The sequence below is a fragment of the Pseudoalteromonas luteoviolacea NCIMB 1942 genome (assembly GCF_001625595.1).
Taxonomy (GTDB): Bacteria; Pseudomonadota; Gammaproteobacteria; order Enterobacterales; family Alteromonadaceae; genus Pseudoalteromonas; species Pseudoalteromonas luteoviolacea_A.
The window spans coordinates 15,342-39,843 of sequence record NZ_AUXT01000161.1 but is presented as its reverse complement, the minus strand read 5'-3'; the positions used below and the strand labels follow the sequence as shown (position 1 = coordinate 39,843).

Here is a 24,502-nt window from a genome sequence, read left to right as displayed (position 1 = left end):
CAATAATAAAATTATTTAATAAGTATCTACGTCAAATATAGGAAGCTAAGTGAGAAAGATTGCATTCATCTTTTTTAACGCAATGTCTATGCATGCAGCAGGTAACGAAACGTTTAATATTGAGTTGGTAGGCTGTAATCCTTATGGAACTAGTTACGCAGGAATTAGCCCTAACGCGACAAAGACAACACGCCCTTCTTAAGCTTAGTTTCCCATTCTTTCGCCCAATTTCTCAGTGGATCTAGGGTTGTCATTAAAGACACACCTAATTCTGTTAGTTGGTACCCTCTGACGAAGTAATTATCAATTGAGCCTCTGTTAACTGTTTAAGTCTGGAATTTACAACAGATGGAGTCATCCCATCGCATCTCGCCTGTAAAGCTCTAAAGCTCTAAAGCTCTAAAGCTCAATGAGCTCGAACTTAGCTCCCGTAGAATTCTCATATTCCATTTTCGGCCCAGCAAGTCAAATACCGCTATGATTGCGACACCTGAGCTGGAGCCTTTCACTGATTTATTTGGTAGTGGTGTGTTGAAACTCTTGCGCTTCTAATAATTTAAAAAAGCGAGGGAATTATGTTTCTAGTGGATATGAGCTTTATAAATATGGATATAGTCACACTAGAGTTGACAGAACAGCACAAGCGAGACCTTGAACGAGAATATTGAGCAAATAAACTGATGTTTGGCGGCAAAAAGTACCAAGAACGGGTGGGCTGCTGATTTCAATGAATCAAAGTATTAAATGCAGAACCATTTGTACAAAGTGGTGCAGTGAGTTTCACAATTACAGAGCTTGTTCCCGCTATGGCATCAAAAGACTACGAGCACCCCATTGCTTAGTTTTTCATGTGTAATGTCCATAGGCTTATTTAGGTTTAAATAAGCCTAAACAGAGATACTTCAACTTGTTTATAAAGAATAATCTTGCATAAGCTTGCAGATCACCTGTGTTAGCTGATTATCTTTTTGCATTAGCTGTTTCAACTTGTCGCAAGAGATCCACATTACATCGCATGGTGTTTCACTCACGCATTGCGTTTTACTGGTGGCGGTGAATAGCGTTAGAAGGGCAATGGACTCCCCAGGACCTTTGCTAGTGCATATATGCCTTTGTTCTGAGTCACTCATTACAGTCCAATGCTCTTTTATGCTGCCTCTACTTACTATGCCAATTTTATTTAGTGGCTGGTTTGCGTCACAGATTATTTGGCCGGCCTCATAAACGTTGTGTTCGATCAGTGTAGACAGCTTTTCTCGAGTCTGTTGGCAAAGGCGCCTTGCCCAAGGAATGTCGTTTACCAAGCGTTGTTCTTGCGTTGTCTTAAATATGGTCTGATTTTGAAGTGCTTGCATTCTGTCTTCGACAGACATAAGTAGCCTTTGAGCTTCGGGCTTGTCTAGAACAGCTTGTTTGAGTTGCTCGATTATCACCGCGCGTTCTCGATTTAGGAGAAGCCGAGTTGCAGCTTGTGATTGTAACGCTTGAATTATTTCCGGAAAGCTATCTCGAAGCGCTGCTATTTTTTCAAGTGTGGTCTTTTTATTCGCAATCACAGAGTTCATAACCTCTTGGGCAACTTGTTGATTTGGCGCAAGCGCATGTACATGGCTTTCTAGCGCCTCTTGTGCATGAATAAAACCGCGAGCAATATCATAGCCTAGGGCAAGTTTGTCAAAGTAAAGTTTAAGCAATAATCGATTCAGCCAATGGTAGCTTCTTATTGGGGCGAGCCAAGCAGGCATTTGCCAAGTACCGTAAATAAAGGCCCTTGGACCAATGCAGGGCTCTCCGTCAAGAGCTTGCTCTACCGCTTCAACAAGCTTAGCCGTTGCTTGTTTACTTAACATCCCTTGTTCAAACTGAGTCCAATAGTGTTTTCTTTCCGTTTCGAGCAATCTTCTTTTGTAAGCTACATCAAGTTCTTGCTCAGATACTGTGTCGGTATTTTTCACTTCGTCTACATGTTTTAACTGGGACTTTAGCTTTACGGCTTCCCAGTCTGCTCCTTTTAAGAATTCATTTGTCATCATCTGAGGCAGCATAGCGTGAAGTTCTGCACTAATTTTTGCGTGCGCCTTATCTACTGTAGCTTGTTTGGCGGGTGGTAAGGTGTTGAGACCCAGTAATTTTAGCAGCAGCCCCATTGTTGAACCATTTACTATAATCGTGAGCACCACAATTCCTGCACATAAAAAGAGCACGCGATCACCTATCTCTTTTGGTATGACATCACTTGCGACCACGGCTAATGCTAGAGCTAACGAAACCGCGCCTCGCAGACCACCCCAACAAAGTACAGAAGCTTTGGCGAGGTTTATCCCAATGCCGAGCCGTTTTAGTGCGGGCATAAACACCGCAATTGAAAAGGCGCGAATCAGCAAAATACCGCCATACAAAACAAACAGCATTTGCCAGGCTTGCATGTCATCTAATGGCACTCTGATAGCGACTAAGATTCCAACTAACAGGAATATTAAGGTATTAGCCATGTGTGCCATCATTTCCCAAAAATGATGCAAAAAACCTGCAACTTCGGGGCTAATGCGGGTACGGCCTATACTCGCAAAAATAATCGCCAGTGTTACAACTGCAACCACACCTGAAACGTGGAAATTTTCGGCGATAAAAAAGACTGAATAAGCAGCGGCAATAGTCAGAGAAATTTCAATCATAGGATCGTTAAAAACCCGTTCTATCCACAAAATACATAGCCAGCCAACTACAAAGCCAATAATTAAACCAACCAAAACGACCTTGATAAACTCAACAGTGACATGTAGAGGAGAGGTTATCCCGCCAATATCGGCACCAGAAAACGTCGCACTAACCCAAGTAAAAAATAGCGAAAAGAACACAATTGCCGTACCGTCATTTAATAAGGATTCGCCTTCAATCAATGTTTCTAACCGTTTACGAGAGCTTACTTCCTTAAGCAGTGCGACAACAGCGACAGGATCTGTGGCGCTTATCAGTGCCCCAAACATCAAGCACACAGCCCAGCTCCATTGCCACGAATACGGTGTTATTGCAAAAATAAGCTCTGCGGTAAGCCAAATGGCCAGCATGAGACCGGGTACGGCAAGTAATGCTATTTGAGTGAACATGCGTCTAAACAAATGTACTTCCATAACAAAGGCACTTTCGAAGATAAGAGTGGGTAAAAACAAGTAGAGAAACAAGTGAGAATCAATGTCGGCAATGAGTACTAGGCTGTCGCCAAAAGCTTGCGCTTCAGATTGAAATAGGTCGGCGCGCTGCAGTAATCCTATGATAATACCAAGTAATAACAGGGCTACGGTGTAAGGGATTTGAGTACCTTTTAATATATGGCGAACGAATGCCCCAGTAAAAAGTGCAAAAATCACAAAAAGCAGGACTAACAAACCAGTGCTAAAGTCCATAGCTGGCTTTCTCATGTAAGGTATGTTTTAGATAAGTTTAGAAAAGTTATAAGCAATTCGCGAAATTGTCTTCTTTTTATGTACATGACTATAATTGACTTGTGTCAAATTAAACAAATCAATTCTGGAAGTTGGCGTTATGGACTTAATAAAAGGTAGCTGCAATTGCAAACCAGTTAGTTTTGAGTTTTATGCCAATACAACAAGTGCACTCTTTAAGTGTCATTGCGCTATTTGTCGCAGAGCAACCGGGGCTAATGGAGTTGCTGGAATGATAGCTAAGAAGTCTAATTTCAAGTGGTGTTCAGGAGCGAGGCATGTAAAAACATGGCAAAAGCCCGAGCATGATTGGGTGTGTAGCTTTTGCACTGAGTGTGGTTCAAGTTTACCCGGTGAAAATGATGAAGAAAGAATGTATATTCCCGCTGGACTCATTTGCGACAAGTACCTTCAAGGCATAAGTGTAGTTCACCATTTATGGACAGAGTCACAAGCTTGCTGGGGTAAGATAGGTGATGACGGTAAGCTGCATTTGAAAAGTATTGAGTGACAAGCGTTCTCGATAATAAATGAATGTTTAAGCCACTCAATTGAGTGGCTTAAACATTCAATTGGACTTAGTCTTCTGTGTCGTTGTCTTCTTTAGGGCAAACAGCAGGGTAGCACTTAAATACTTCTCTAATACCTCTAAATATACCCACATGCAACACAGAGCCATGGTTTTCATCTGTTGTAATGTCATAACGAATTGTGGTGGCATCGGTATCGAGTAATTCTTTAGCGGTGCTCTCAATAGCATTAATGTGACGTAAATACAGATCTTGATGCTCAGGCGGGACATTGTCTTCATGAGCGGCAACGATATAGACAGAAAACGCTTTTTCATCGAACATATCATCAGCATCTTTAACCCAGTTTGCAACCACACCATTATCCCACCATAAAGAAGGGTCTACGGCAACAAACCCTTTAAACAAAGGTTGTATTTGTTCAGACAGTAAACTTGTAATACTAAACAACCCGCCTAATGAGTGACCAGACAAAACTCTAAATTCATCAGTACGATAAGCGCTATCAACAAATGGGATCACTTCATCTTTAATAAAAGCTTTGAGTAGATGACTTTGACCAGTTAACTCAGGAGTTGGGCTATCTTTTGGTTCTGTTGGAGTTAGGTCTCTTGCTCTATGGTGGCGTGTATTGATGGCGACTAAAATTGAGTCAGGTAACATGCCCATTCGATTTAAAAACCACATGTTGTGGCCAGTTAAGTACTGTAAATTTTCACCATCGGTTGTGTAGACCACTGGGTAGCGCTTGTCGCTATTCTCAGGTAAATGGTAGCCCTCTGGTAAAATCACCCAAACTTTTCGTTCTTCATTTAGAGTAGAGGAGCTTATAGTGTGTTCTGTGGGAACATGTTCGTATTTGTAATTTAGGTAAGATGCTTGAGCAAGGCTGCTAAAAATACATAGTAAGATAAAAGCAAGATGCTTCATAATAAGTTCACTCCTTTAGTTTTGTTATGGTTACGACGATACAGGCCCCATAGTATTTAAAAGAAAGCCTCTGATTTGACTAAAAGCTGACTTTTAAGTGTTAGCTGCTAATAAACGGTTTAGAAATTGAAAACTTAGCGCATCCGAGTAATATGGAACTAAAATCAATACAGGGAAATATGATATGACTATTCACAACACGCTGAGTGATTTACCAAAAGCAGAGCTCGGTTTTTTCCCAACGCCCATCATGCCGTTGAAGAATTTGTCACGCCATTTGGGTGGACCGGAGATCCTAATAAAAAGAGATGACTTAACGGGGTTAGCGCTTGGTGGGAACAAAACGAGAAAACTCGAATTTATCATTGGTGATGCAGTCGAAAAAGGTTGCGATTCGATAATTACCGCTGGGGCCCAGCAATCAAATCATTGTAGGCAAACAGCAGCAGCGGCTGCTCAATTGGGTCTTGAATGTCACTTGTTACTGGGAGGTACCCAGCCAAATCATATCAATGGCAACTTACTATTAGATAAGCTTTTTGGTGCGCATATACATTGGGCGGCAGAAAATCGTAAAGGCGAAGGTATACCCACTTTACAAAAAGCTCTAATTGCACAGGGAAAAATGCCATATGTCATTCCATATGGCGGCTCGAATGAATTGGGTGCTTGCGGATTTGTAAATGCAGGTATGGAACTCAGTGAACAGCTGGATTATCAAAATCTCAGCCACATATTTTTTGCTTCGAGTTCCGGTGGGACCCATGCTGGCCTTATGATCGCCAAGTCCATGTTGAATGCATCATTTAACCTAGTTGGCGTTCAGATAGATAAAGATGAATTAGAAGGCTGCACATTTAAAGCTCAGGTAAATGATTTGGCTAATCGAACCTGTCGTTTTTTAGGTCTAGATACCCTTTATGAAGAAAGTGAAGTTGTGCTTGATAATAGATATTTGGGAGGTGGATACGGTGTTATTGGCGCTGCTGAACAACATGCCATCGAACTCCTTGCCCATACCGAAGGCATTTTATTAGACCCAGTATATACAGGGAGGGCGATGGCTGCATTAATCGATTCAGTGCAAAGTGGAGAGCTCGATAATACAAAACAGGTCTTATTTTGGCACACTGGTGGTACACCAAGTTTGTTCTCTTACGCGAATAAATTTGAATAATTGAGCATTACCACGACTATTGAATATGTTGGCCAAGAAATTGGTTGCATTTACATAGGCAGCACATAGAATGTTGCTCGCATCAGCTTGATCCTCTGGTGATATTCGCATTGCAAAAAGCAGCGAGTAACGAGGACCCATATAAATAAACTATGTTAATCAAGCTATGCATACACGCATTTAGCTTAAAACCGATAAGAGCAAGCATTAAGTTATGGCTGTATTAGAAATTTTAACTGCACCAGATCCAAGACTAAAAATCAAAGCAAAAAAAGTAGAAAATTTTGAAAGGATACAAACCTTGATAGATGATTTACTTGAAACAATGTATGCGACCAGCAATGGTATTGGCCTCTCGGCAACGCAAGTCGGTAGTGAAGAGGCGGTTGTAGTTATTGATATTTCAGAAGAGCGCAACGATCCTCTCATTTTGGTCAACCCAGAAGTTACTGACGGGCAGAATAAAGAAAAAGGCCAAGAAGGGTGCTTATCTGTACCAGATTATTTTGCAGAAGTTGAGCGTTTTACTTCAGTTAACGTAACAGCGCAAGATAGAGCAGGTAAAACAATTAAAGTAGAAAGCGACGAGTTTTTAGCAATCGTAATGCAACACGAAATAGATCATCTTCATGGTAATTTATTCATTGACTATTTGTCGCCGCTAAAACAAAAAATGGCGATGAAAAAAGTCAAAAAATACCTCAAGCTCCATGCTTAAAGGTAAAGAGCATATTTAATAAAAGAATTTGCAACTCACGCCAGAAATCACAATAAAAAAGAAGAAAACTGGCGTTTTTACTTTGTTAAAAGCTACATAAGGATTTAATAAGTTATCTTTTAGAAGCATTTGGTTGTCAATACCTATGGATAGCAACATAGCCTAGTACTGATTGCGCCTAAATAGATACTGTAAATAAAGGATTTGACCATGCACTACCGTACGCTTTTCGTATATTCAGCCATCGCTTTATTATCAGGGTGCATGACAACCAACTCATCGCCTGTCTCAAAGCCTCCCGCAGTTTCCAGCAACAATCAAGGCATCAAAATGTACTTTGGTTTATCAAAGCCAAATGGCGGAGTGATATCACAACAACAGTGGCTTAAATTTGAAACAGGTCATTTGGCACGAGCATTTGAAGGGTTTGCATTGGTAGATTCTACGGGTTACTACAAAGGCAGCAAAGAGGGCTCAAAAATTGTCACATTGTATAACGCTACTGCTCATGATCTGGCAACTGCCAAGGAACTAGCCCGCGAATATTGCCGGTTATTTGGTCAAGACTCTGTATTGGTAGTACAGCTAGGTGTTAAGCAAATCCAGTTTGTAGGAAAGGAGTAAGGATCGTTGAATAATAAAACTGTTCACCAATACCTGATGACAAAGCCCTATGCCAGTGTCAGTCAGCCGTTTGGCCCTGAAGTTGACGTCTACAAAGTTAAAGACAAAATGTTCGCAACATTGTCGTTATCTAACATGAAAGCGAAAGCTGAAACTGACAGTCATTGGTGGCTAAACTTAAAGTGTGACCCTGATGAAGCACAAGCTTTGAGGGATATCTTTGATGCAGTTATTCCCGGCTATCATATGAATAAGCGACTATGGAACACGGTAATACTGGATGGCTCTATACCTCAAGGAGAGATAGAACGCATGATTGACAATTCTTTTTTATTGGTTGTTCAAAAAATGCGCAAACCCGACCGGTGTTCAATTTTATTACACTTAGCCTCCGGTACTGAATAACAACTAAAGTCACCTTATTTTGAGAAGAAAATCCAATCAATTTGATACCAAAAAGAGGCCAATTTACGAGTGTTTCATATACTTTAAAGTCTCTTTTTGACGACTAAAGGTGACACTTACACATTCATTTCAAAGTTTCAATGACGTGAGATTACGTTCCTGATTGTGGCTGCATAAGAGAACGGATGGCCATAATAGTGTATTGCCCCATAAACATGAATAGTTTGACACTATATGCGTTTTAGTTTACTTGTATGGTTAAAATTCACCACATGATAAATAGTGAAAAGTATACAAAATTAAGCCCAAAAACCACACATATTATTGGGTAATTGGGTAATTGGGTACAATATAAAGGAAGTAAACAATAAGCGTTAAGGGAGATAAATTAATAGTAAAACGCTGGTAAAGTTAATCTGTATTTTAGCTACTATCTTTAATATAAATGCCCATGCCTCTGCTTGCATAGAACCCTTGATCGGTGGCTTAACCGATTGGGAACAAGCAATGGAGATAGAGCAATATGAATTATGCTTAGAAAAACAGAAAGCTCTTTTAAAGGTTTCACAAGCTTGGAAGGTTAATACCGACCGAGAATATATTCCCATTTCGTTAGGCGGCATATCTTTCCCCTTAGTTAGGGAAGAGTCGTATGTTCAAAACAGTAAAGTAGGTAAGTTCACAATACGGGATGAACAATTACACTCTGTTTCTGTAAATGCAATGTATCAAGGTAAAGCCAAAAGCAGTGCTAGATTTTCGAAGCGTCCAACCCTATACGTTTCACTTCCTGGGTTTAAGAGAAGTAATACGAGCATAGATCCTTGGCAAAAAGAGTTAGAAAATCGAATCTTAGAAAATACGCTCGAACATAGCCAGTATAGACATATGCAGGTTGAGTGGGATTCTGATGAAAATATGCGAGATCAGGTTCGTGACCTTGGAGACGTGGTTTACGAGTTTTTGAATGAACGAAAGTATAAATGGGATATTGTAATTGTAGGTTTTAGTCGAGGTGGTATATTTGCTCACGACTTAGGCATGCGTATTCGTGAAAGTAACAAGATACAAAATCTAGTCACGGTTTTACTAGACCCAACAGCTGCACCTCTCTATGGTGATAGCTACCCTAAAAGTGGGATCTCTGTTCCACACGGCAAACATCATGGATATCTTTTCTACGATAATGCTGGCTTCATCTGTGGTAGTCAGTACCCCAGTGCGCTATGTCGCAGTCAATTTTCAACGACTTCGGATAAACCAATTTCTGGATATACCAACAATGATCGTGATGACTTTGCGACCGGTTTGACCAATCATGAAGCAGTTGCGGAAAAATGGGCTGACAATACAGGCCCTGGTAGTATGCGCTTTTCTACTTTATGGCATGACCTTAACCTAATGAAGCCTGCGGGCAATTATGAAGCGGACGGTTTGTCTGGTCTGGACGTCGTTAAAATTAGCCGACGCAATATTCAACTTAATGGCGATATAACTCTTGAAAATGATACGTTGAAATTAGCAGGAGAACTCGATCTTGGTAAACTTGGAACCCAGTCTATTGAATTTTCTGCTGGCAAAGATGGTATTGAGCTAGGTGCTAATGTGCTTGTTGCATCGGCTTATGCTCTAGCGTCTAAAGACAGAATCGAAGCATCAACCTCCATCGTTGTTTCAGACTTAGGTGCAAAGCTAGATGCTAATGGTTTTGAAGCGAAATATGAAACCTTAGGCGTTGTATCAGGAGAAGTGAAAGCAGACCTTGGTGAAATGGCCATTTCTGTCGAAATATTCGGTAGTGAAGTAGATTTACAATTCAACACAGGTAAAGTTGTATTGTCTGTTGGTCGAGAGTTTTTGAGAACAGTCGAAAGAGTTGGCGGTCTGCTAGAAGACGCCGTCGGTGGGGCTAAAAAACTAATCAAAGGACTATTTTAACTAACTGGGTGGGCCCGCTTGCCGGGTTCACTGACTCCTATCACCTAATCTACCCACAAACCAATCAAGAGGTGTAATATAAAACGCCAGGACAATGAGCAAAACATATTTGCTGTCTTCTTAAAAAAATTTGTCAGTAAATTGAACTTCAACGCCTTGGGTTGCTCAAAAAGACTCAATGTGTTCAAGGAAAATGAATCTCATGTTCCCAATCGAAGTTTTTTTTGCCTATACATCAGCTTGCATCTTACTCGTGTTGTCTCCAGGGCCTGATAATATTTTGGCTATAGCCAGAGGAGTGAGTCAAGGGAAGCTGGCTGCGAGTGTTTCTGGGACTGCGTCTGGGATTGGGATCTTATTTCATGTTGTGGCAGCCACAGCCGGGCTGACATTACTTATTCAAACATCTGTGGTCGCGTTTTATGTGATTAAGTTTATTGGTGCTAGTTATCTTATTTGGCTAGGCATCAAGGTGTTACGTAACAGAGATCTGATTTTGATTGAAAGCGTTGAGAAAAAGCCGCTTAGCAATATTTTTGTGACTGGATTTCTATCCGCCGCACTTAACCCCAAACCCGGCTTATTTGTATTAGCATTTATTCCTCAATTTGTGAATCCAGAATTGGGAAGTGTGTCTATCCAAATGATTGTTTACGGGTTTTGGTTCGCCTTGATGACGACGGCCGGTTTTTCATTAATGGGGATATTTTCGCACCGTCTTAAACATGTGTTACAAGCTAAACCAAGATTACAAGGTAGCTTAAATATTTGCGCAGGTCTGACATTTGTGACTGCGGGGCTAGCGGTGGTGTTTATGAAACAAAAGTAATTGAATTAAAATTTACAAGTAAGCTGAGCTAAACTGGCTCACGAAGGGCGACTAGAATCGTAGTTGCCCTTTTTTATTTTTTAAAACTTTAAACATTAAATTGTACTTCATTCTTCATGATTCGTTACACTTTAAGTAGGTAATTTATTGTAAGATATGTATTTTCTCTTTATTGTATCTAAAAAAGAGTCAGGAGAATAATACATGTACAGATCGTTAGTTGCGCTATCTGTTGTCGCAGTACTTACCGGGTGTCAAGCGAACAATTCACAAAACCAAACCAACTCAAACGCCACGCAAACAGTTGCTGCAACCATGAGTAGTGTTGAAAAAGAAACTAAAAGAGTAAATGAATGGTTCGCTGAAAAATATGAACAACAACTGCAAATGAGCCCTATGCGGATGACCATTTATGGGAGAAAAGATAGGTACAGCGAAATTGATGATGTCACTATTCAGGGCGCGCGTAGAGACCTAGCTTGGTTAGCAGGCACCGTGGCAGAGTTGAGAGCGCAGTTTGACTACACTAAATTAGATGCCGAAGCGCAAATCTCATACGATTTATGGATTTATCAGTATGAACAGCAGAAAAAGGATCTAGATTTTGTAAATAACAGCTATATCTTCACGCATATGTTCGGCATACAGTCTTGGGCTACTCAGTTTATGATGAATTTCCATAAGGTTGATACGCAGCAAGATATGGAAGACTACAACAAACGCCTGATTGCCATATCGCATGCGCTGAATGAACTACTTGCTCAAACAAAAAATAAAGCCAGTTTGGGTATACGGACACCAAAATTTTCTTACCAGGGCATCATTAAGCAATCCAAAGCAATGATCATAGGTGCCCCATTTTCAGAGAGTGAAAAAGATGCACCGCTATGGGCTGACGCCAAGAAAAAAATAAATAGCTTGGTCGAAAAAGAGGTCATTTCACAAACGGTGGCAGATAATCTGTTGGAGGAAACGAAACAGGCGCTGACAACAGAGTATAAAAACAGCTATGAGCAACTAGTAAGCTGGTTTGAAAAAGATATACAAAATCTAAAACAAGAAGATGGGTTTGGTGTGAGCGATCAGCCCAACGGTCAGGCTTTTTACAATTATCGATTAGCAAATCAAACATCAACAGACTTAACTGCGGATGAAATTCATCAAATAGGTATTTCTGAAGTGGTAAGAATAAAAGGGGAGATGTTAAAAGTCGTTGAGCAGGTGGGGTTCGAAGGGGACCTACAGGCATTTTTTGAGTTTTTCAGAACTGATGCACAGTTTTTCTATGAAAATAATGATAAAGGTAGACAAGGGTATATCGATGACTCAATCGCTTACTTAGATAAAATTAACGAAAAACTTCCTGAGTATTTTGGTATTTTGCCTAAATCGGAACTATTGGTTAAACGAGTCGAGCCTTTTAGAGAGCGCCCAGGTGCTGCGCAACACTATATGCCAGGTACTAAAGATGGCAGCAGACCAGGTGTTTATTACGCGCATCTGATAGATATGACGAGTATGCCGAAGAATAATATGGAAGCGATTGCATATCACGAAGGTAACCCCGGCCACCACATGCAGCTATCCATAGCTCAAGAGTTGGCAGGTATACCAGAGTTCAGAACCAAGGCTATGTTCACGGCTTATTCTGAAGGTTGGGGTTTATATGCTGAGTTGCTCGCAAAAGAAATGGGTGGCTACGAAGACAGTTACAGCGATTTTGGACGGTTGGTGAATGAAATGTGGCGAGCAGTCCGTTTAGTAGTAGATACAGGCATTCATTCTAAAGGATGGAGTGAAGAGCAGGCTGTTGCGTACTTTAAAGAAAATACGCCAATTCAAGAAACATCAATCCGCTCTGAGGTTCACCGTTATATGATCAATCCAGGGCAGGCGACGTCATACAAAATCGGTATGAACAAAATATTGGAAATGAGAAAGCGCGCGAAGAAAGAACTAGGAAGCAAATTTGATATTAGAGGCTTTCACGACACGATTTTGGGTGGAGGCGCGATGCCTCTTTCCATACTTGAAAAGCGTGTGAATCATTGGATTGAAGCACAAAAGCGTATCTAGCATGAGCTTAAACCAAAAATCTTGAGGGCCTTAAGTGGAGAAAATTAAGGAGCTTAGCTAAGCTCCTTAATACTCCTTAAGATTTACGGGCTAGGGTTTTTTTGCAAAACATTGAAATAGACCCACAAACGATCTCGATTACATGGACTCTTCTATGTACGGCGCTCGTATTGCTTATGCAGCCGGGATTTACCTGCTTAGAGAGCGGTCTGGTTCGCAATAAAAATAATATTAATGTTGCCCTAAAAAATGTGGCTGACTTTTGTATCAGCGGCGTATGTTTTTGGTTGATAGGCTATGGACTCATGTATGGCGCCAGTGCAAATGGGTTCTTTGGTACGAGTCAGTTCGCGCTTGATAGTTTCGATAACCCATCTGTTTTAGCTTACTTCTTATTTCAAATGATGTTTTGTGGCACGGCAGCGACGATTTTGTCAGGCGCTGTAGCAGAGCGTATGCGGTTTTCGGGCTATATAATTTGTTCGTTTCTTACAGCAACACTGCTGTTTCCAGTAGTCGGACACTGGGTATGGCATGGAAAACACTTTGACCAGTTCCCTCAAGGGTGGCTATTAGAACTTGGTTTTATTGATTATGCAGGCGCAACTGTAGTGCATTCAGTTGGTGGATGGATTGCTCTTGTTGCGTTGATAATTGTTGGCCCGAGGCTGGGCAGGTTCACGCGAGAAGGTGAGCCCAAAGAAATGTACTGTCAAAATTTACCGTTATCAGCCCTTGGTACATTCCTATTGTTCATAGGCTGGTTCGGCTTTAACGGTGGTAGTGTAAGTAGTCCAAGTACGGAGCTCGCTCGGGTATTTTCCAATACGGCTCTTTCGGCATGTGCTGGTGGGGTCAGTGCGCTCTTGCTGTCATGGAACTTACATTCAATGCAAGGTATTCGATATGTGTTAAATGGATTGTTGGCAGGCTTGGTTGCGATTTCTGCCTGTGCTGATTTAGTCACTTTACCATCTGCAATTGTAATTGGTGCGATATCTGGGTGTATAAGTGTATTGCTTGCAGACCTTTTAGAGAAGTTTAATATTGACGATGTTGTTAGTGTGGTTCCAGTGCATTTGGGCGGTGGTATTTGGGGGACTGTGGCCGTCGCTTTGTTTGTACCTTTAGAAAAACTAAAACTTGAATCTCATACAGAGCAGCTCATCGTGCAATTAGCGGGTGTTTTCGCTTGTGCTATGTGGGTCTGTGCAATTGGTTTTGGCTTCTTGTGGCTGGTTAATCAAATTCACCCCTTAAGAGTATCAGCACAGACTGAAACCATCGGTTTGAACTTTGGTGAACATGGCATGAAAGACGAATTGATCGACTTAATGGAGCAATTTGACAAGATAGCCAAGAATGAGAGCTATTTGCAACACTTGAACGTAGAGCACGGTTCAAACAATGCGTCTTTATGTATGACATACAATTATTTGCTTGATCACACCAGTAGACACTTTAAAGCTAGAGAAGACGAACTCCTTAGGCTGGCAAGCTTAGATCCGCTAACAGGTATTGCAAATAGGCGTGTTTATGAACAAGTATTGTCAGAAACTTTTGAGTTAGCAAAAAAACAAAAATCCAGTTTTTGCTTACTCATCATTGATGTAGATAACTTTAAGCAGTACAACGATCATTATGGTCATCAGCTTGGAGATTACTGCTTGCAAAATGTATGTCAGGCGTTGTCTAGTAAGTTAAAAGTCAAAAATGGGCTGCTGGCGCGAATTGGCGGTGAAGAGTTTGCCATTATTTTGCCAAACACGAACGAGAAAAATGCCAAGGAGATTGCACAAGAGATACGCGCTGCAGTACGTGCTCTTGAGATACCGCATTGTAAGGGTAAAGACGAGTTTGTCACCGTGAGCATTGGCGGTTCAAGTTGGGAGCCCCATTATGAGGTGAACCCGCAGTTGCTATTTGATGAAGCTGACATGGCGCTCTTTAGAGCTAAGGCTGCGGGTAGAAACCAAGTGCGATTTAATGGGGAGGACTGATTTACCCTAAACTAGAAAAATAAGGATTAAAAATGAAAGTTAAAGTATTGATCACCTGCCTATTTTTGAGTGGCTGCAGTGCGACAGGCATGTCTAATTCCTCTGTCGTTGAAAGAGAGCTGGCGAGAATACATGATATTACGTCGGCGCCCAATTTAGAGACTGTACCATGGATATACGGGGCACAGCGCTGCGAAACCAGTAAACAGCCGACTTTGGATGTCTTTAAACATGACAGTCGCTCCACAATTATTAGACAAAACAAATGCCTAACATTTGAAGCACCATTCAGTTATGTTTTGGAGGGTAATGATAAAATCTTGGTGATTGATACCGGAGCGCTTCCAGATGTAGTGGATTTTTCATATGCGCAAGCGCTTAGAGCTGTATTGGGTAAGGCCACATTTGAAACAAAAGAAACAATTGTTATTCACTCGCATAGTCACAGCGACCACCATCAAGGAGATTCGGGGTTTCGCGTGTTACAAAATACGCAAGTCATTTCACCTAACATGACGCAAGTACAAAACTTTGTAGGGGTTTCAAACTGGCCCAACGGACAGTACCAATTAGATTTGGGCGAACGCTTGATTACGATACTGCCAACACCTGGGCATCAAGAGGAAGCCATTACTGTGTTCGACCACAAAAATAAATGGTTGATAACTGGCGACACTTTATATCCTGGCTTGGTATATGTAAAAGACTGGGAAGCGTATAAACAAAGCATTGCCAAACTTGTTAAGTTTGCTCAGCAAAATGATGTCAAATACATACTCGGTGGTCATATTGAAATGACTAAAACTCATGGTAAATATTACCCAATTGGCTCGACCTATCAACCTAATGAAGCACCCTTACCACTATCGGTTGTAGACCTTTACGCATTAAATGAAGCCCTGCAAAGAAGTGAAAACGAGCAACAAATCATTCTTAAGTCTTTTGTGATCCAACCAATGAGCTTGTTACAAAAGTCTATTAGCAACCTATTTAGATGGTTAACCAATTAAAAGAACCTAATTACATGAGCAATATATCTATAGTAAAAGATGATATAACCTCTGCAAGCCAAGATGCGATAGTCAATGCCGCTAATCCCAAAATGCTTGGGGGAGGTGGTGTCGATGGCGCTATTCATCGCGCAGCAGGGCCTAAATTGCTAGAATCTTGCAAAAAAGTTAAGTCAATTGATGGTGTACGCTGCCCATTTGGAGAAGCAAGAATAACACTCAGTGGAGATTTACATTCGAAGTATGTGATCCACACTGTTGGTCCAATATATCGTCAAGCACAAAACCCAGAAGCCACGTTAACTTCGGCATATTCAAATGCACTTCAGTTGGCTGTAGATAATGGCTGTCAATCTATCGCGTTTCCAGCAATTTCATGTGGTGCCTATGGCTACCCACTAGAGGAAGCAGCACGTATTGCTATATGTACGGCTCTACCTTTCGCTGCTGATGGCCTAGAGGTCGTATTTTATATGTTTGATGATAAATTAACCCAAATATGGAAAGACGCACTGTCACGCTATGTATTAACTTAATACAATGAAATATAAAACAAGTTGCTAAGCGGTGATGCTGTAGTGGAATATACATCACCTTTTAGCATGTTAAATGTGACGCTCAGAGCACGGTAGGCAAAACAGACGCAACGAGTAAGAAAGCCAAAAAATAATTCAAAGCTTGTACTTTACGTTTATCCTTAAGTACTTCAGATAGCTTGTCACCTACAAGTAGCCATGAGAGGATACAAGGCAAGTTAATTATGGCAAATATGACAGCCACGATTAACGTTGATTCTAGCTTGTTTGATGGCGCGTAAACGGCTATCGCTGATAAAGCCATTGACCAAGCTTTAGGGTTAACCCATTGAAAAAGAGCCGCTTGTATAAAAGTCATAGGATGCGTGTGTGTTTGCTCTGTTGTAATGGTTGAGGCGCTACTAGCTATTTTATAAGCGAGATACAATAGGTAAGCTGTACTTATCCACTTTAGACATTCATATAAAATTGGGAAATGTTTAAATACTTCTCCCATCCCTAAGCCTATTGTCAGAATCATCACCATAAACCCAAGGTTTATGCCAAGCAGCAGCGCTATACATCGTCTAGCGCCAAATGAGATACCTGAGCTAAGTAAGATTAGATTATTTGGACCTGGCGAGATGGAAGACACAAAAGCAAATAGCGCCAAAGCAGATAGTAATTCTATATTCATTGGTATAACCTCTAAGTATTGTATAAAACAACTTTACGCTGTTTGATAAACAATTGGGTCGCGTATTGAATGCTATTATTCGTATTGTGAGCAATAAAAAATGGAAATGGATAGGTTTAACGAAATTATCTTGCAAGAGCTTTCGCAGGATGGCCGTATTTCAAATGTTGAGCTTGCAGAAAAAATAGGGCTTTCTCCTTCTGCATGCTTACGTAGAGTACAAGAGCTTGAATCCAAGGGAGTCATTAAGGGGTATCGGGCAATATTGGATGGTGAGTTATTAGGCGTGCAGTTCATAGCTTATGTGGGGGTGGGTCTCAGAGATCACTCAACACCTGCTCAGCGAGCTTTTGAAGAAGCAATTGAAGTAGCTGAAGAAGTTAAAGAATGTCACAATGTTACAGGTACTTTCGAGTACTTACTACGGGTAGAAACAAGCAACTTACACGCCTATAAAAGCTTTCATGCAGACGTATTAGGCGCGATACCTCAAGTGAGCAATATCACCACGCATGTAGTGATGGATTCTACTAAAGATGAAAGGGCTTAAACCATTCATAGGCGAGTGTTTGTCGGACTTAACTGTATTAACAACTAGGCGGTGTTAAGTTAAATGAGATACCTTTATTTAATACCCATGTTTGTTTCGTATTTTAGTATTGCATGTTCAGGTCATGGCAAAAGTGATGAGTTGAAAGCCTTTATCACACAACAAAAACTCGCTGAAACGATTGAAGTGGCTGTGTATTTCCCTGAAAAAGTGGAAGGTGGAGCTGCTGCGTATGCACGCATCGCAATTTTAGATGAAAATTATGAAAGCACTTTTTCTACAGAAGCTAAAATTATTGAATACCAAGGGCCAAATGATAAGCTTGTTGGGTATGCTTATTCTCAGGTAAATGTAAGGGCTGATCTGTTTGACAAGATACGGCTGACCGTTAACTATCATTTGCCCAAAAAAGTAAATGAGGTAATTACCATGTGTGTTCCAACGAGATTTTATGAATTCGGTTACCTACCAAAACGCAATCTAGGTGGGTAGAACAGCCACTTTATTATGAAATTCAGTGGCTGTTGTTTGAGGTTATAAAAGCTCTAAAATAACTTCAGCTTTACTTACTTCAAACGTTTTTGGTGCTTCTAGATTAAGTTGTGTAACGATACCGTTTTCAACTACCATTGCATAGCGCTGCGACCTTACACCACCAAAACTTTCGGTATTCATTTCGAGGCCCAGAGCTTTGGTAAAGCTTGCGTCACCGTCACCTAGCATGCGGATTTCTTCAGCGTTATGTGCTTCGCCCCAAAACTTCATAACAAATGCATCATTTACAGATACACAAATGATGTCGTCGACACCCTTTGCTTTAATTTCATCAGCGAGAGTGACAAACCCAGGAAGGTGAGATGCAGAACAGGTTGGTGTGAATGCGCCGGGTACTGCAAAAACAACTACTTTTTTGTTGGCAAATAAATCTTGGGTTGAAAGCGTTTGCATGCCATCAGCAGTTAATTCAGATAGTACCGACGCTGGAATATTTTGTCCTTGTTCAATCATATGATTTTCTCTTTATATTGAATTTAGTGCAGTGTATTACTTTCTTAAACATTAAAACACCGACAAGCAGCAGGGTTATAGAGATATGTTGCCTACAGCTAAACAACTGTAGGCAAAAAAGCGGGCTTAGTCATTTTCATAGGCATCATTGTGCACATTTGCCGCTCGGCCTGAGGGATCTGCATTTTCTTCAAAGCTTTTGTCCCAAGCAAGCGCTTCAGGAGTTGAACATGCGACTGACTTTCCGTGTGGCACACATTTAGCGGCGGCGTCGCCTGGAAAGTGTTCTTCAAATATTGTGCGATAGAAAAATGCTTCTTTGCTATCAGGCGTGTTTATCGGGAAGCGGTATTGTGCGTTTGCTAAATCTTGATCAGAGACTTGTGATTCAGCATACTCGCGCAGAGAATCAATCCAAGAGTAGCCAACCCCGTCTGAGAATTGTTCTTTTTGACGCCAAAGCACGTCATCTGGCAGGTAACCATCGAACGCTTCGCGGATAATGTGTTTTTCTATACGGCCTTCTTTACACATTTTATAATCTGGGTTGGTACGCATGGCGACATCGACAAATTCTTTGTCTAGGAAAGGCACACGCGCTTCAACACCCCAAGCTGCCATAGACTTGTTTGCTCTTAAACAGTCGAACATATGCAACTTAGAAACTTTGCGATTTAGTTCTTCGTGGAACTCTTGACTATTGGGTGCTTTGTGGAAATAGAGGTATCCGCCAAACAGCTCATCGGCTCCTTCGCCAGACAACACCATTTTGATTCCCATTGCTTTAATGTATCTAGCCATAAGGTACATCGGAGTAGAAGCGCGTATGGTGGTGACATCATATGTTTCAAGATGATAAACAACTTCTTTTAAAGCATCGATCCCTTGTTGGACTGTAAAGTGAATAGGGTGGTGAACTGTGCCAATTCGATCTGCAACTTTTTGGGCAGCGGCTAGATCTGGAGAACCTTCAAGCCCAATCGAGAATGAATGCAGTTTAGGCCACCAAGCATCGCTTGCGTCATTATCTTCGACACGCTTTGCTGCATATTGCTGTGTGATAGCTGATATTACTGAGGAGTCGAGGCCTCCGGATAGTAAAACACCATAAGGCACATCACACATTAGTTGTCTTTTGACTGATGACTCGAGCCCTTCTTTAACATCTTGAGCGCTTGCAGTGTTGTTTTGTACTGACTCAAAATTTTGCCAGTCTCTTTGATAATATTTATGGAAAGACCCCTCTTTCGAATACAAATAATGCCCTGGAGGAAACTCTTCAATTTGAGTGCATATAGGCGTGAGTGCTTTCATCTCGCTGGCAACATAAAAGTTCCCATGCTGATCTCTACCTGTATAGAGAGGAATGATACCGATATGGTCCCGACCAATTAAATAAGCGTCATTTTCTTCGTCGTAAAGACAAAATGCGAAAATCCCATTTAGATCATCTAAAAACTCAGGGCCTTTTTGTTTGTAAAGTGCCAAGATAATTTCGCAGTCAGATTTAGTTTGAAAGTCAAAAGGTACACTTAGTGTCTCAGCAAGTGCCTTATGGTTGTATATTTCGCCATTAACCGCTAAAACGTGTGTTTTCTCTGGGTTGTATAATGGCTGAGCTCCACTTGCAACCCCCACTATAGCGAGCCTCTCATGGACTAAAATTGCTTTGTCGCTTGCATAGACACCAGACCAATCTGGGCCACGGTGCCTTAGCTTTTTCGACATTTCAATAGCTTGCGATCTTAATTTATCAGCTGAACCTTTTATTTCTAAAACACCAAATATTGAACACATAGTACCCTCATTCCTGTTGTGTTTGATGACGCATTTTTTAGTTATGCTGCCGACGCAGAAGTTTTGTTGTAGTGATATTTTTACTGCTTAGAGGATATAACTATCAGAAAATTTTGCATAAGTCACATACAAAATTACCAACATGGTGTGGGAGGAAAGTAACCACGTTGGTGCGGTTTTGCACCAATGTGGTTAGAAAAGATCAGTGCGTAGTACCTGCCGCGATCTCGAGATCCTGATCATGCCTTAACGCAGAAGAAATCATCGATTTCAGGGCGGAAATAACAGTAGACTGGGACATGCTTGGTGCACCGTTGTGGTGCACTGCTTGGCTAGGTAAATAAGGGATATGAATAAAACCGCCCTTTAAATTTTGCTTATGATTGTCAATATAGTGACAAAGGCCATACATAACATGATTACATACATAAGTACCGGCGGTATTTGAAATACTGGCTGGTATATGGTTCTCATGCAAATCCCAAAGCATGTGCTTGATGGGCAGCTTGGCAAAAATAGCGTCAGGCCCCCCCTTAACAACGGGCGTATCTATTGGCTGGTGGCCTGCATTATCTTGTATTCGCGCGTCGTTAATGTTGATTGCAATACGTTCTATACTGATATCGCTTCTACCACCAGCTTGCCCAACGCATAAAACAAGCGCAGGTTCATGCAAGGCGATGTTGTTATAGAGCGTCTCCAGAGAAGTATCAAACTCACAAGGCAATTCTCGTGTTATCACTACGTGGCCTTCAATAATAAGGCCTTCCAATTGCACAGCAGCTTGCCACGAGGGATTCACTTCCTCGCCGCCAAATGGTTCAAAGCCGGTGATCAGCACTGTAGGGTGGTTTGCATTAGTCATTAAAGATAACTCCGTACATGAGGAAGATGTTAACAATCAAAAGCGCGATTGCTGTAGGGGTCTGAATCTTGATCACTTGATATTTGTCTTTTAAATCTAACAAAGCAGCTGGGATAATGTTGAAATTAGCGGCCATAGGCGTCATCAGCGTACCGCAATAACCAGAATACATGCCAATTGCAACCAATGGAGCAGGGCTTGCTCCGTGGCCATGGATTAAAAAAGGCACCGCGATACCTGCTGTCATGACTGGAAACGCAGCAAATGCGTTACCCATGATCATAGTAAACAATGCCATACCAACACAGTACAACACGACCAACATGAAGCGATTATCTGGGGAAATAAACAACGTTACGATGTCTTGTATAGCTGTACCTGTATTTGCAACTATAAATACACCGCCTAACATAGCAAGCATTTGTGGAAGGATGGCTGCCCAGCCTATAGAGTCCACTAGTCTTCTCGATTCACCCAGTGCTTGAAAAGGGCTTCCCGATGTAAACTTCCAAGCCACCAGCAGTGCGCCACCGCAGGCAAGTGTAAGAGATGCAAGTGTTAAGTGGTTTTGATCAAAAAGAAAAACGCCGCCAAAATTTAGGCCACCTAAAAATACAGTACAGATTACGGTAATGATTGGAATTAATACTGCGGGAATGAAAAGCTTATTGCCTATACTTTGTGAGTGCCGTTCTAGTTCGTCTTCTTTTGGCATATTGTATGTGCCCATTGAGACTTGGCCCAATCCAGCTAAAGTAGCGATGAGTAAAACGCTTACCCCAACCCATTGATAGGTTATTGTTTCACCCACCAAGGCGATAGATAAATCTCCGAATAAGAAAACGTTACCAAATAGCATCCAAAATAATGCCGTGGTCAAACGCTTCGGATGGTTTTTGTCTTGCAGTGTTTTGACTACTAGCAATAGAACAACAAATCCTATTAACAAGTAAATATTGTCAATGGATAGAAGTGCAGGCTGAGCGCCTTGAGCATTTGAACTTACTGCGCTCATGCTATCTCCTGACGGTCGATTGATTTATTATAATTTGCAGAGGTGTTTTTAAGTTCCACAATTTTATCGCAGATTTTCGCTTCAAGCCTAGCCAGCCTAAACAAGTGAACAATTAATGCCGCAATTGCAGTAGGGATGGCCCACAAGCCAATATGAAGTGGCTCAATACCAGCGATGCCATTTTCTTTCAAAAACGCATCCATTAGCAGTACTGCACCGAATGCAATAAAGATATCTTCCCCAAAAAATACGGCGATATTGTCGCAAGCAGCAGAATGAGCACTAATCATATCTTTAACTTCTTTTGGCAATTCACCGTGGGTGTTTGCCGCAGCTCCTAGTGCCATAGGGGCCAATAGCGGACGCACTGTTTGTGCTTGACCAGCGAGGCTCAGTAACCCCAAAGCCGCGGAGGATTCCCGCACTACAAAATAAACGCTTAGAATGCGTGCTGTAGTGGCTCCTTTAATATTCGCTATCCAACTTTTGGCTCTATTTTGCAATCCATATCGCTCGAGAATGGCAATAACAGGAAGAATTAATAAAAAGCTTGCTAGCTGTCTGGAGTTCATAAATTTTTCGCCAAATGTAGCAAGCAACTCAGCGAAGTTTAGGTCTGCCGCCCAGCCAGTAATTAGGCCGGCTGCGGTGACAACTAGTAAAGGGTTGAAGCGAAAGGCAAACCCTAACACTACAACAAGAATCCCGGTTAAAGGCAGTAAGTTTAGTGCACTCATATTGCGTTCTTATCGTTGTTGTTTATGGCGATTTTAAACTGAGCAAGATGTTGCTGTTGTTCAAGTAGCGCCTTTCTCGCATCTTGATGGGTTACTAACTCAAACGAGCAGTACTGGTTTGAAGCAAGTTGGCTTAAATGTCTTAAATCGGCTTCAATGACATGCGCGATGATAGGGTAGCCTCCCGTTGTTTGACAATCATTACTGAGAATAATGGGTTTTCCATTAGGCGGCAATTGTACTATGCCTGGAGTTACAGCTTGGCTTGGTATGCTTTGCGTATGACACAAATCTAGTGTGCTATCTATACGAATACCCATCCTATTACTTTGAGGTAGAACTTGCCAATGTTGTTCAAATAACTGTTTGTATTGCTCTTCACTTATTAGGTCAGAATGAGGCCCTGCTAACACGCGAATTTTTTTGTCGTAAAGTGGCAGAGCAGCTCCGATGCTTGGCAATGGTGGCTTGCTATCGTAATCGAGTACATCACCATCTTTAAGCGAATTTCCCGTTAACCCTCCAAAGCCAGCTTGAAGGTCGGTTGAGTTAGAGTCTAAGACTGGATTCAATTTAAATCCGCCTTGAACTGCTAAATAGGCTCTTAGTCCATCCTTGCTTGAACTAAAAGTCAGTTTGTCACCAGCTGCGGCAGAGTACCGCCAGCCACTAATAATCTGTTTGTTATTTAATTTTGCACCTAAATCTGAACCCGTTATCGCGAAATTAGTCGTTTCTTTGAACTCAAACTGACATAAGCCAACAGTAATTTCTATCACTGCGCAGTCATCTTCATTGTGAAGCAACGCATTAGCGTAATTCATCGCAAGAGGGTCGAGCACACCCGCTTGAGACACCCCTAAATGCCTATAGCCTCTGCGCCCACCGTCTTGTACGCAGGCTTGAATCCCTCCCTTCAGAGTCTTTAACATATGCTCTCCTTGCTTGGAATAAACTTCACAATATCTCCTGGTTGAAAAATACTTGGCGTTTTTGAGTGATGATCAAATAGTACCATGTTTGTTTGGCCTATAAGCCGCCAGCCACCGGGTGATTCACTCGGATAAATTGCTGTAAGGTCTTGTGCTATGGCGACCGAACCTCTGGGTACATGTGTTCTCGGTGACGCTAATCTTGGCAAGTGAAGCTGCTTGTCTAAATCTCCTAAATAAGCGAACCCAGGTAAAAACCCTAAAAACTTGACTAGGTATGCTTGAGATGAATGCAGCTCAATTACCTGAGAGGGTGATAATTCGAGTAAATTCGCGACCTCTACTAAATCAGGCCCTGTTTCACCTCCATATTGAGTAATGATTTTATGTGTTCTAGGTTGATATTGCTCGGGTTCAATATTGTCCCAAGCGTCTTGCATTTTTTGCAGCCAATAATCTGGATCTTGCGAATGCATTAAGTAGCCAGTGATCGTTGTTTTAGCGGGAACGATATCAATAAAGACTTTTTTTTGCCGCATCCAAGTATGCATCGCAAATAGTTTATTTTGTTGCTGCTGTGATAGGGTAGTTTGGGCGATTTCAATAACGAGTGCACGTTCGCCCAAAATATAGGTCTTGTTGTTTGTCATTCAATTGTCTTTACTGTGATTAGAACGCGACTTTATTATTATATTTTCGTTGCCAT

Annotated in this window: 24 protein-coding genes; 14 read left to right on the top strand and 10 right to left on the bottom strand. The window is 41.4% G+C overall.

The features are described from left to right. The first annotated feature begins 49 nt into the window (after positions 1-49). Entirely contained in the window at positions 50-202 is a 153-nt protein-coding gene (locus tag N482_RS24850; protein ID WP_155730577.1) for a hypothetical protein, read from the top strand. A gap of 709 nt (positions 203-911) precedes the next feature. Here N482_RS24850 and N482_RS12020 read toward each other — a convergent pair. Next, entirely contained in the window at positions 912-3,419 is a 2,508-nt protein-coding gene (locus tag N482_RS12020; protein WP_231100850.1) for a cation:proton antiporter, read from the bottom strand. 124 nt (positions 3,420-3,543) lie between these two features. Here N482_RS12020 and N482_RS12015 point away from each other — a divergent pair, with 124 nt between their 5' ends. Continuing rightward, the gene (locus tag N482_RS12015) at positions 3,544-3,954 is read left to right on the top strand and encodes a GFA family protein (RefSeq protein WP_063377260.1); all 411 of its coding nucleotides are present in this window, start codon (positions 3,544-3,546) and stop codon (positions 3,952-3,954) included. A gap of 67 nt (positions 3,955-4,021) precedes the next feature. Here the strand turns inward: N482_RS12015 and N482_RS12010 are convergent, their stop codons facing one another. Beyond that, complete coding sequence (locus N482_RS12010) at positions 4,022-4,903, bottom strand: alpha/beta hydrolase (protein WP_063377259.1); 882 nt, start codon at positions 4,901-4,903, stop codon at positions 4,022-4,024. Between the two features lie 184 nt (positions 4,904-5,087). On the opposite strand from N482_RS12010, the gene N482_RS12005 reads away from it, so the two are divergent. The 10 genes from N482_RS12005 (at position 5,088) to N482_RS11960 (ending at position 16,216) form a co-directional block, all read left to right on the top strand. Continuing rightward, complete coding sequence (locus N482_RS12005; protein WP_063377258.1) at positions 5,088-6,080, top strand: D-cysteine desulfhydrase family protein; 993 nt, start codon at positions 5,088-5,090, stop codon at positions 6,078-6,080. 214 nt (positions 6,081-6,294) lie between these two features. Next, entirely contained in the window at positions 6,295-6,798 is a 504-nt protein-coding gene (gene def, locus N482_RS12000; RefSeq protein ID WP_063377257.1) for a peptide deformylase, read from the top strand. A 210-nt stretch (positions 6,799-7,008) separates the two neighbouring features. Then, a complete protein-coding gene (locus N482_RS11995; protein ID WP_063377256.1) occupies positions 7,009-7,422 on the top strand; it encodes a DUF3574 domain-containing protein in 414 nt (137 codons plus the stop codon). A 6-nt stretch (positions 7,423-7,428) separates the two neighbouring features. Continuing rightward, the gene (locus tag N482_RS11990; RefSeq protein ID WP_063377255.1) at positions 7,429-7,827 is read left to right on the top strand and encodes an MmcQ/YjbR family DNA-binding protein; all 399 of its coding nucleotides are present in this window, start codon (positions 7,429-7,431) and stop codon (positions 7,825-7,827) included. A 507-nt stretch (positions 7,828-8,334) separates the two neighbouring features. Further along, positions 8,335-9,765 carry a hypothetical protein gene (locus tag N482_RS11985; RefSeq protein WP_063377254.1) on the top strand — a complete coding sequence of 477 codons (1,431 nt, stop codon included), beginning with the start codon at positions 8,335-8,337 and terminating at the stop codon, positions 9,763-9,765. A gap of 202 nt (positions 9,766-9,967) precedes the next feature. After that, positions 9,968-10,594 carry a LysE family translocator gene (locus tag N482_RS11980; protein WP_063377253.1) on the top strand — a complete coding sequence of 209 codons (627 nt, stop codon included), beginning with the start codon at positions 9,968-9,970 and terminating at the stop codon, positions 10,592-10,594. Between the two features lie 204 nt (positions 10,595-10,798). Further along, the gene (locus tag N482_RS11975) at positions 10,799-12,670 is read left to right on the top strand and encodes a DUF885 domain-containing protein (protein ID WP_063377252.1); all 1,872 of its coding nucleotides are present in this window, start codon (positions 10,799-10,801) and stop codon (positions 12,668-12,670) included. Between the two features lie 101 nt (positions 12,671-12,771). Continuing rightward, positions 12,772-14,670: an ammonium transporter gene (amt, locus tag N482_RS11970; protein WP_196765338.1), complete on the top strand. Its 1,899-nt coding sequence runs from the start codon at positions 12,772-12,774 to the stop codon at positions 14,668-14,670. A 32-nt stretch (positions 14,671-14,702) separates the two neighbouring features. Next, on the top strand, positions 14,703-15,680 hold the full coding sequence (locus N482_RS11965; protein ID WP_063377251.1) for an MBL fold metallo-hydrolase: 978 nt from the start codon (positions 14,703-14,705) through the stop codon (positions 15,678-15,680). Positions 15,681-15,694: 14 nt separating this feature from the next. Beyond that, complete coding sequence (locus tag N482_RS11960) at positions 15,695-16,216, top strand: macro domain-containing protein (RefSeq protein ID WP_063377291.1); 522 nt, start codon at positions 15,695-15,697, stop codon at positions 16,214-16,216. A gap of 82 nt (positions 16,217-16,298) precedes the next feature. On the opposite strand, the gene N482_RS11955 is transcribed toward N482_RS11960, so the two are convergent. Then, on the bottom strand, positions 16,299-16,892 hold the full coding sequence (locus tag N482_RS11955) for a LysE family translocator (RefSeq protein WP_063377250.1): 594 nt from the start codon (positions 16,890-16,892) through the stop codon (positions 16,299-16,301). 106 nt (positions 16,893-16,998) lie between these two features. Between N482_RS11955 and N482_RS11950 the strand changes: the two genes are divergently transcribed. Together N482_RS11950 and N482_RS11945 are read left to right on the top strand one after the other, a co-directional pair. Beyond that, entirely contained in the window at positions 16,999-17,442 is a 444-nt protein-coding gene (locus N482_RS11950) for an Lrp/AsnC family transcriptional regulator (RefSeq protein WP_196763600.1), read from the top strand. A 141-nt stretch (positions 17,443-17,583) separates the two neighbouring features. Beyond that, the gene (locus N482_RS11945) at positions 17,584-17,934 is read left to right on the top strand and encodes a hypothetical protein (protein ID WP_155730576.1); all 351 of its coding nucleotides are present in this window, start codon (positions 17,584-17,586) and stop codon (positions 17,932-17,934) included. Positions 17,935-17,976: 42 nt separating this feature from the next. Here N482_RS11945 and N482_RS11940 read toward each other — a convergent pair whose 3' ends face one another. The 7 genes from N482_RS11940 to pxpB all read right to left on the bottom strand — a co-directional run bounded on the left by N482_RS11940 (position 17,977) and on the right by pxpB (position 24,446). Continuing rightward, entirely contained in the window at positions 17,977-18,450 is a 474-nt protein-coding gene (locus N482_RS11940; RefSeq protein ID WP_063377247.1) for a peroxiredoxin, read from the bottom strand. 126 nt (positions 18,451-18,576) lie between these two features. Continuing rightward, positions 18,577-20,247 (bottom strand): asparagine synthase B, encoded by a 1,671-nt coding sequence (asnB, locus tag N482_RS11935; protein WP_063377246.1) that lies wholly within the window; start codon positions 20,245-20,247, stop codon positions 18,577-18,579. Between the two features lie 202 nt (positions 20,248-20,449). Beyond that, on the bottom strand, positions 20,450-21,112 hold the full coding sequence (gene pcp / locus N482_RS11930) for a pyroglutamyl-peptidase I (protein ID WP_063377245.1): 663 nt from the start codon (positions 21,110-21,112) through the stop codon (positions 20,450-20,452). Then, a complete protein-coding gene (locus N482_RS11925) occupies positions 21,105-22,127 on the bottom strand; it encodes a DUF979 domain-containing protein (RefSeq protein WP_063377244.1) in 1,023 nt (340 codons plus the stop codon). Before N482_RS11925 ends, pcp begins: the two co-directional genes overlap by 8 nt. Further along, a complete protein-coding gene (locus N482_RS11920; RefSeq protein ID WP_063377243.1) occupies positions 22,124-22,864 on the bottom strand; it encodes a DUF969 domain-containing protein in 741 nt (246 codons plus the stop codon). Before N482_RS11920 ends, N482_RS11925 begins: the two co-directional genes overlap by 4 nt. Beyond that, positions 22,861-23,796, bottom strand: coding sequence for a biotin-dependent carboxyltransferase family protein (locus N482_RS11915; RefSeq protein ID WP_063377242.1), 936 nt, complete (start codon positions 23,794-23,796; stop codon positions 22,861-22,863). Before N482_RS11915 ends, N482_RS11920 begins: the two co-directional genes overlap by 4 nt. Further along, positions 23,790-24,446, bottom strand: coding sequence for a 5-oxoprolinase subunit PxpB (gene pxpB, locus N482_RS11910; protein WP_063377241.1), 657 nt, complete (start codon positions 24,444-24,446; stop codon positions 23,790-23,792). The genes N482_RS11915 and pxpB overlap by 7 nt, the downstream gene beginning before the upstream one ends. Between the last annotated feature and the right edge of the window lie 56 nt (positions 24,447-24,502).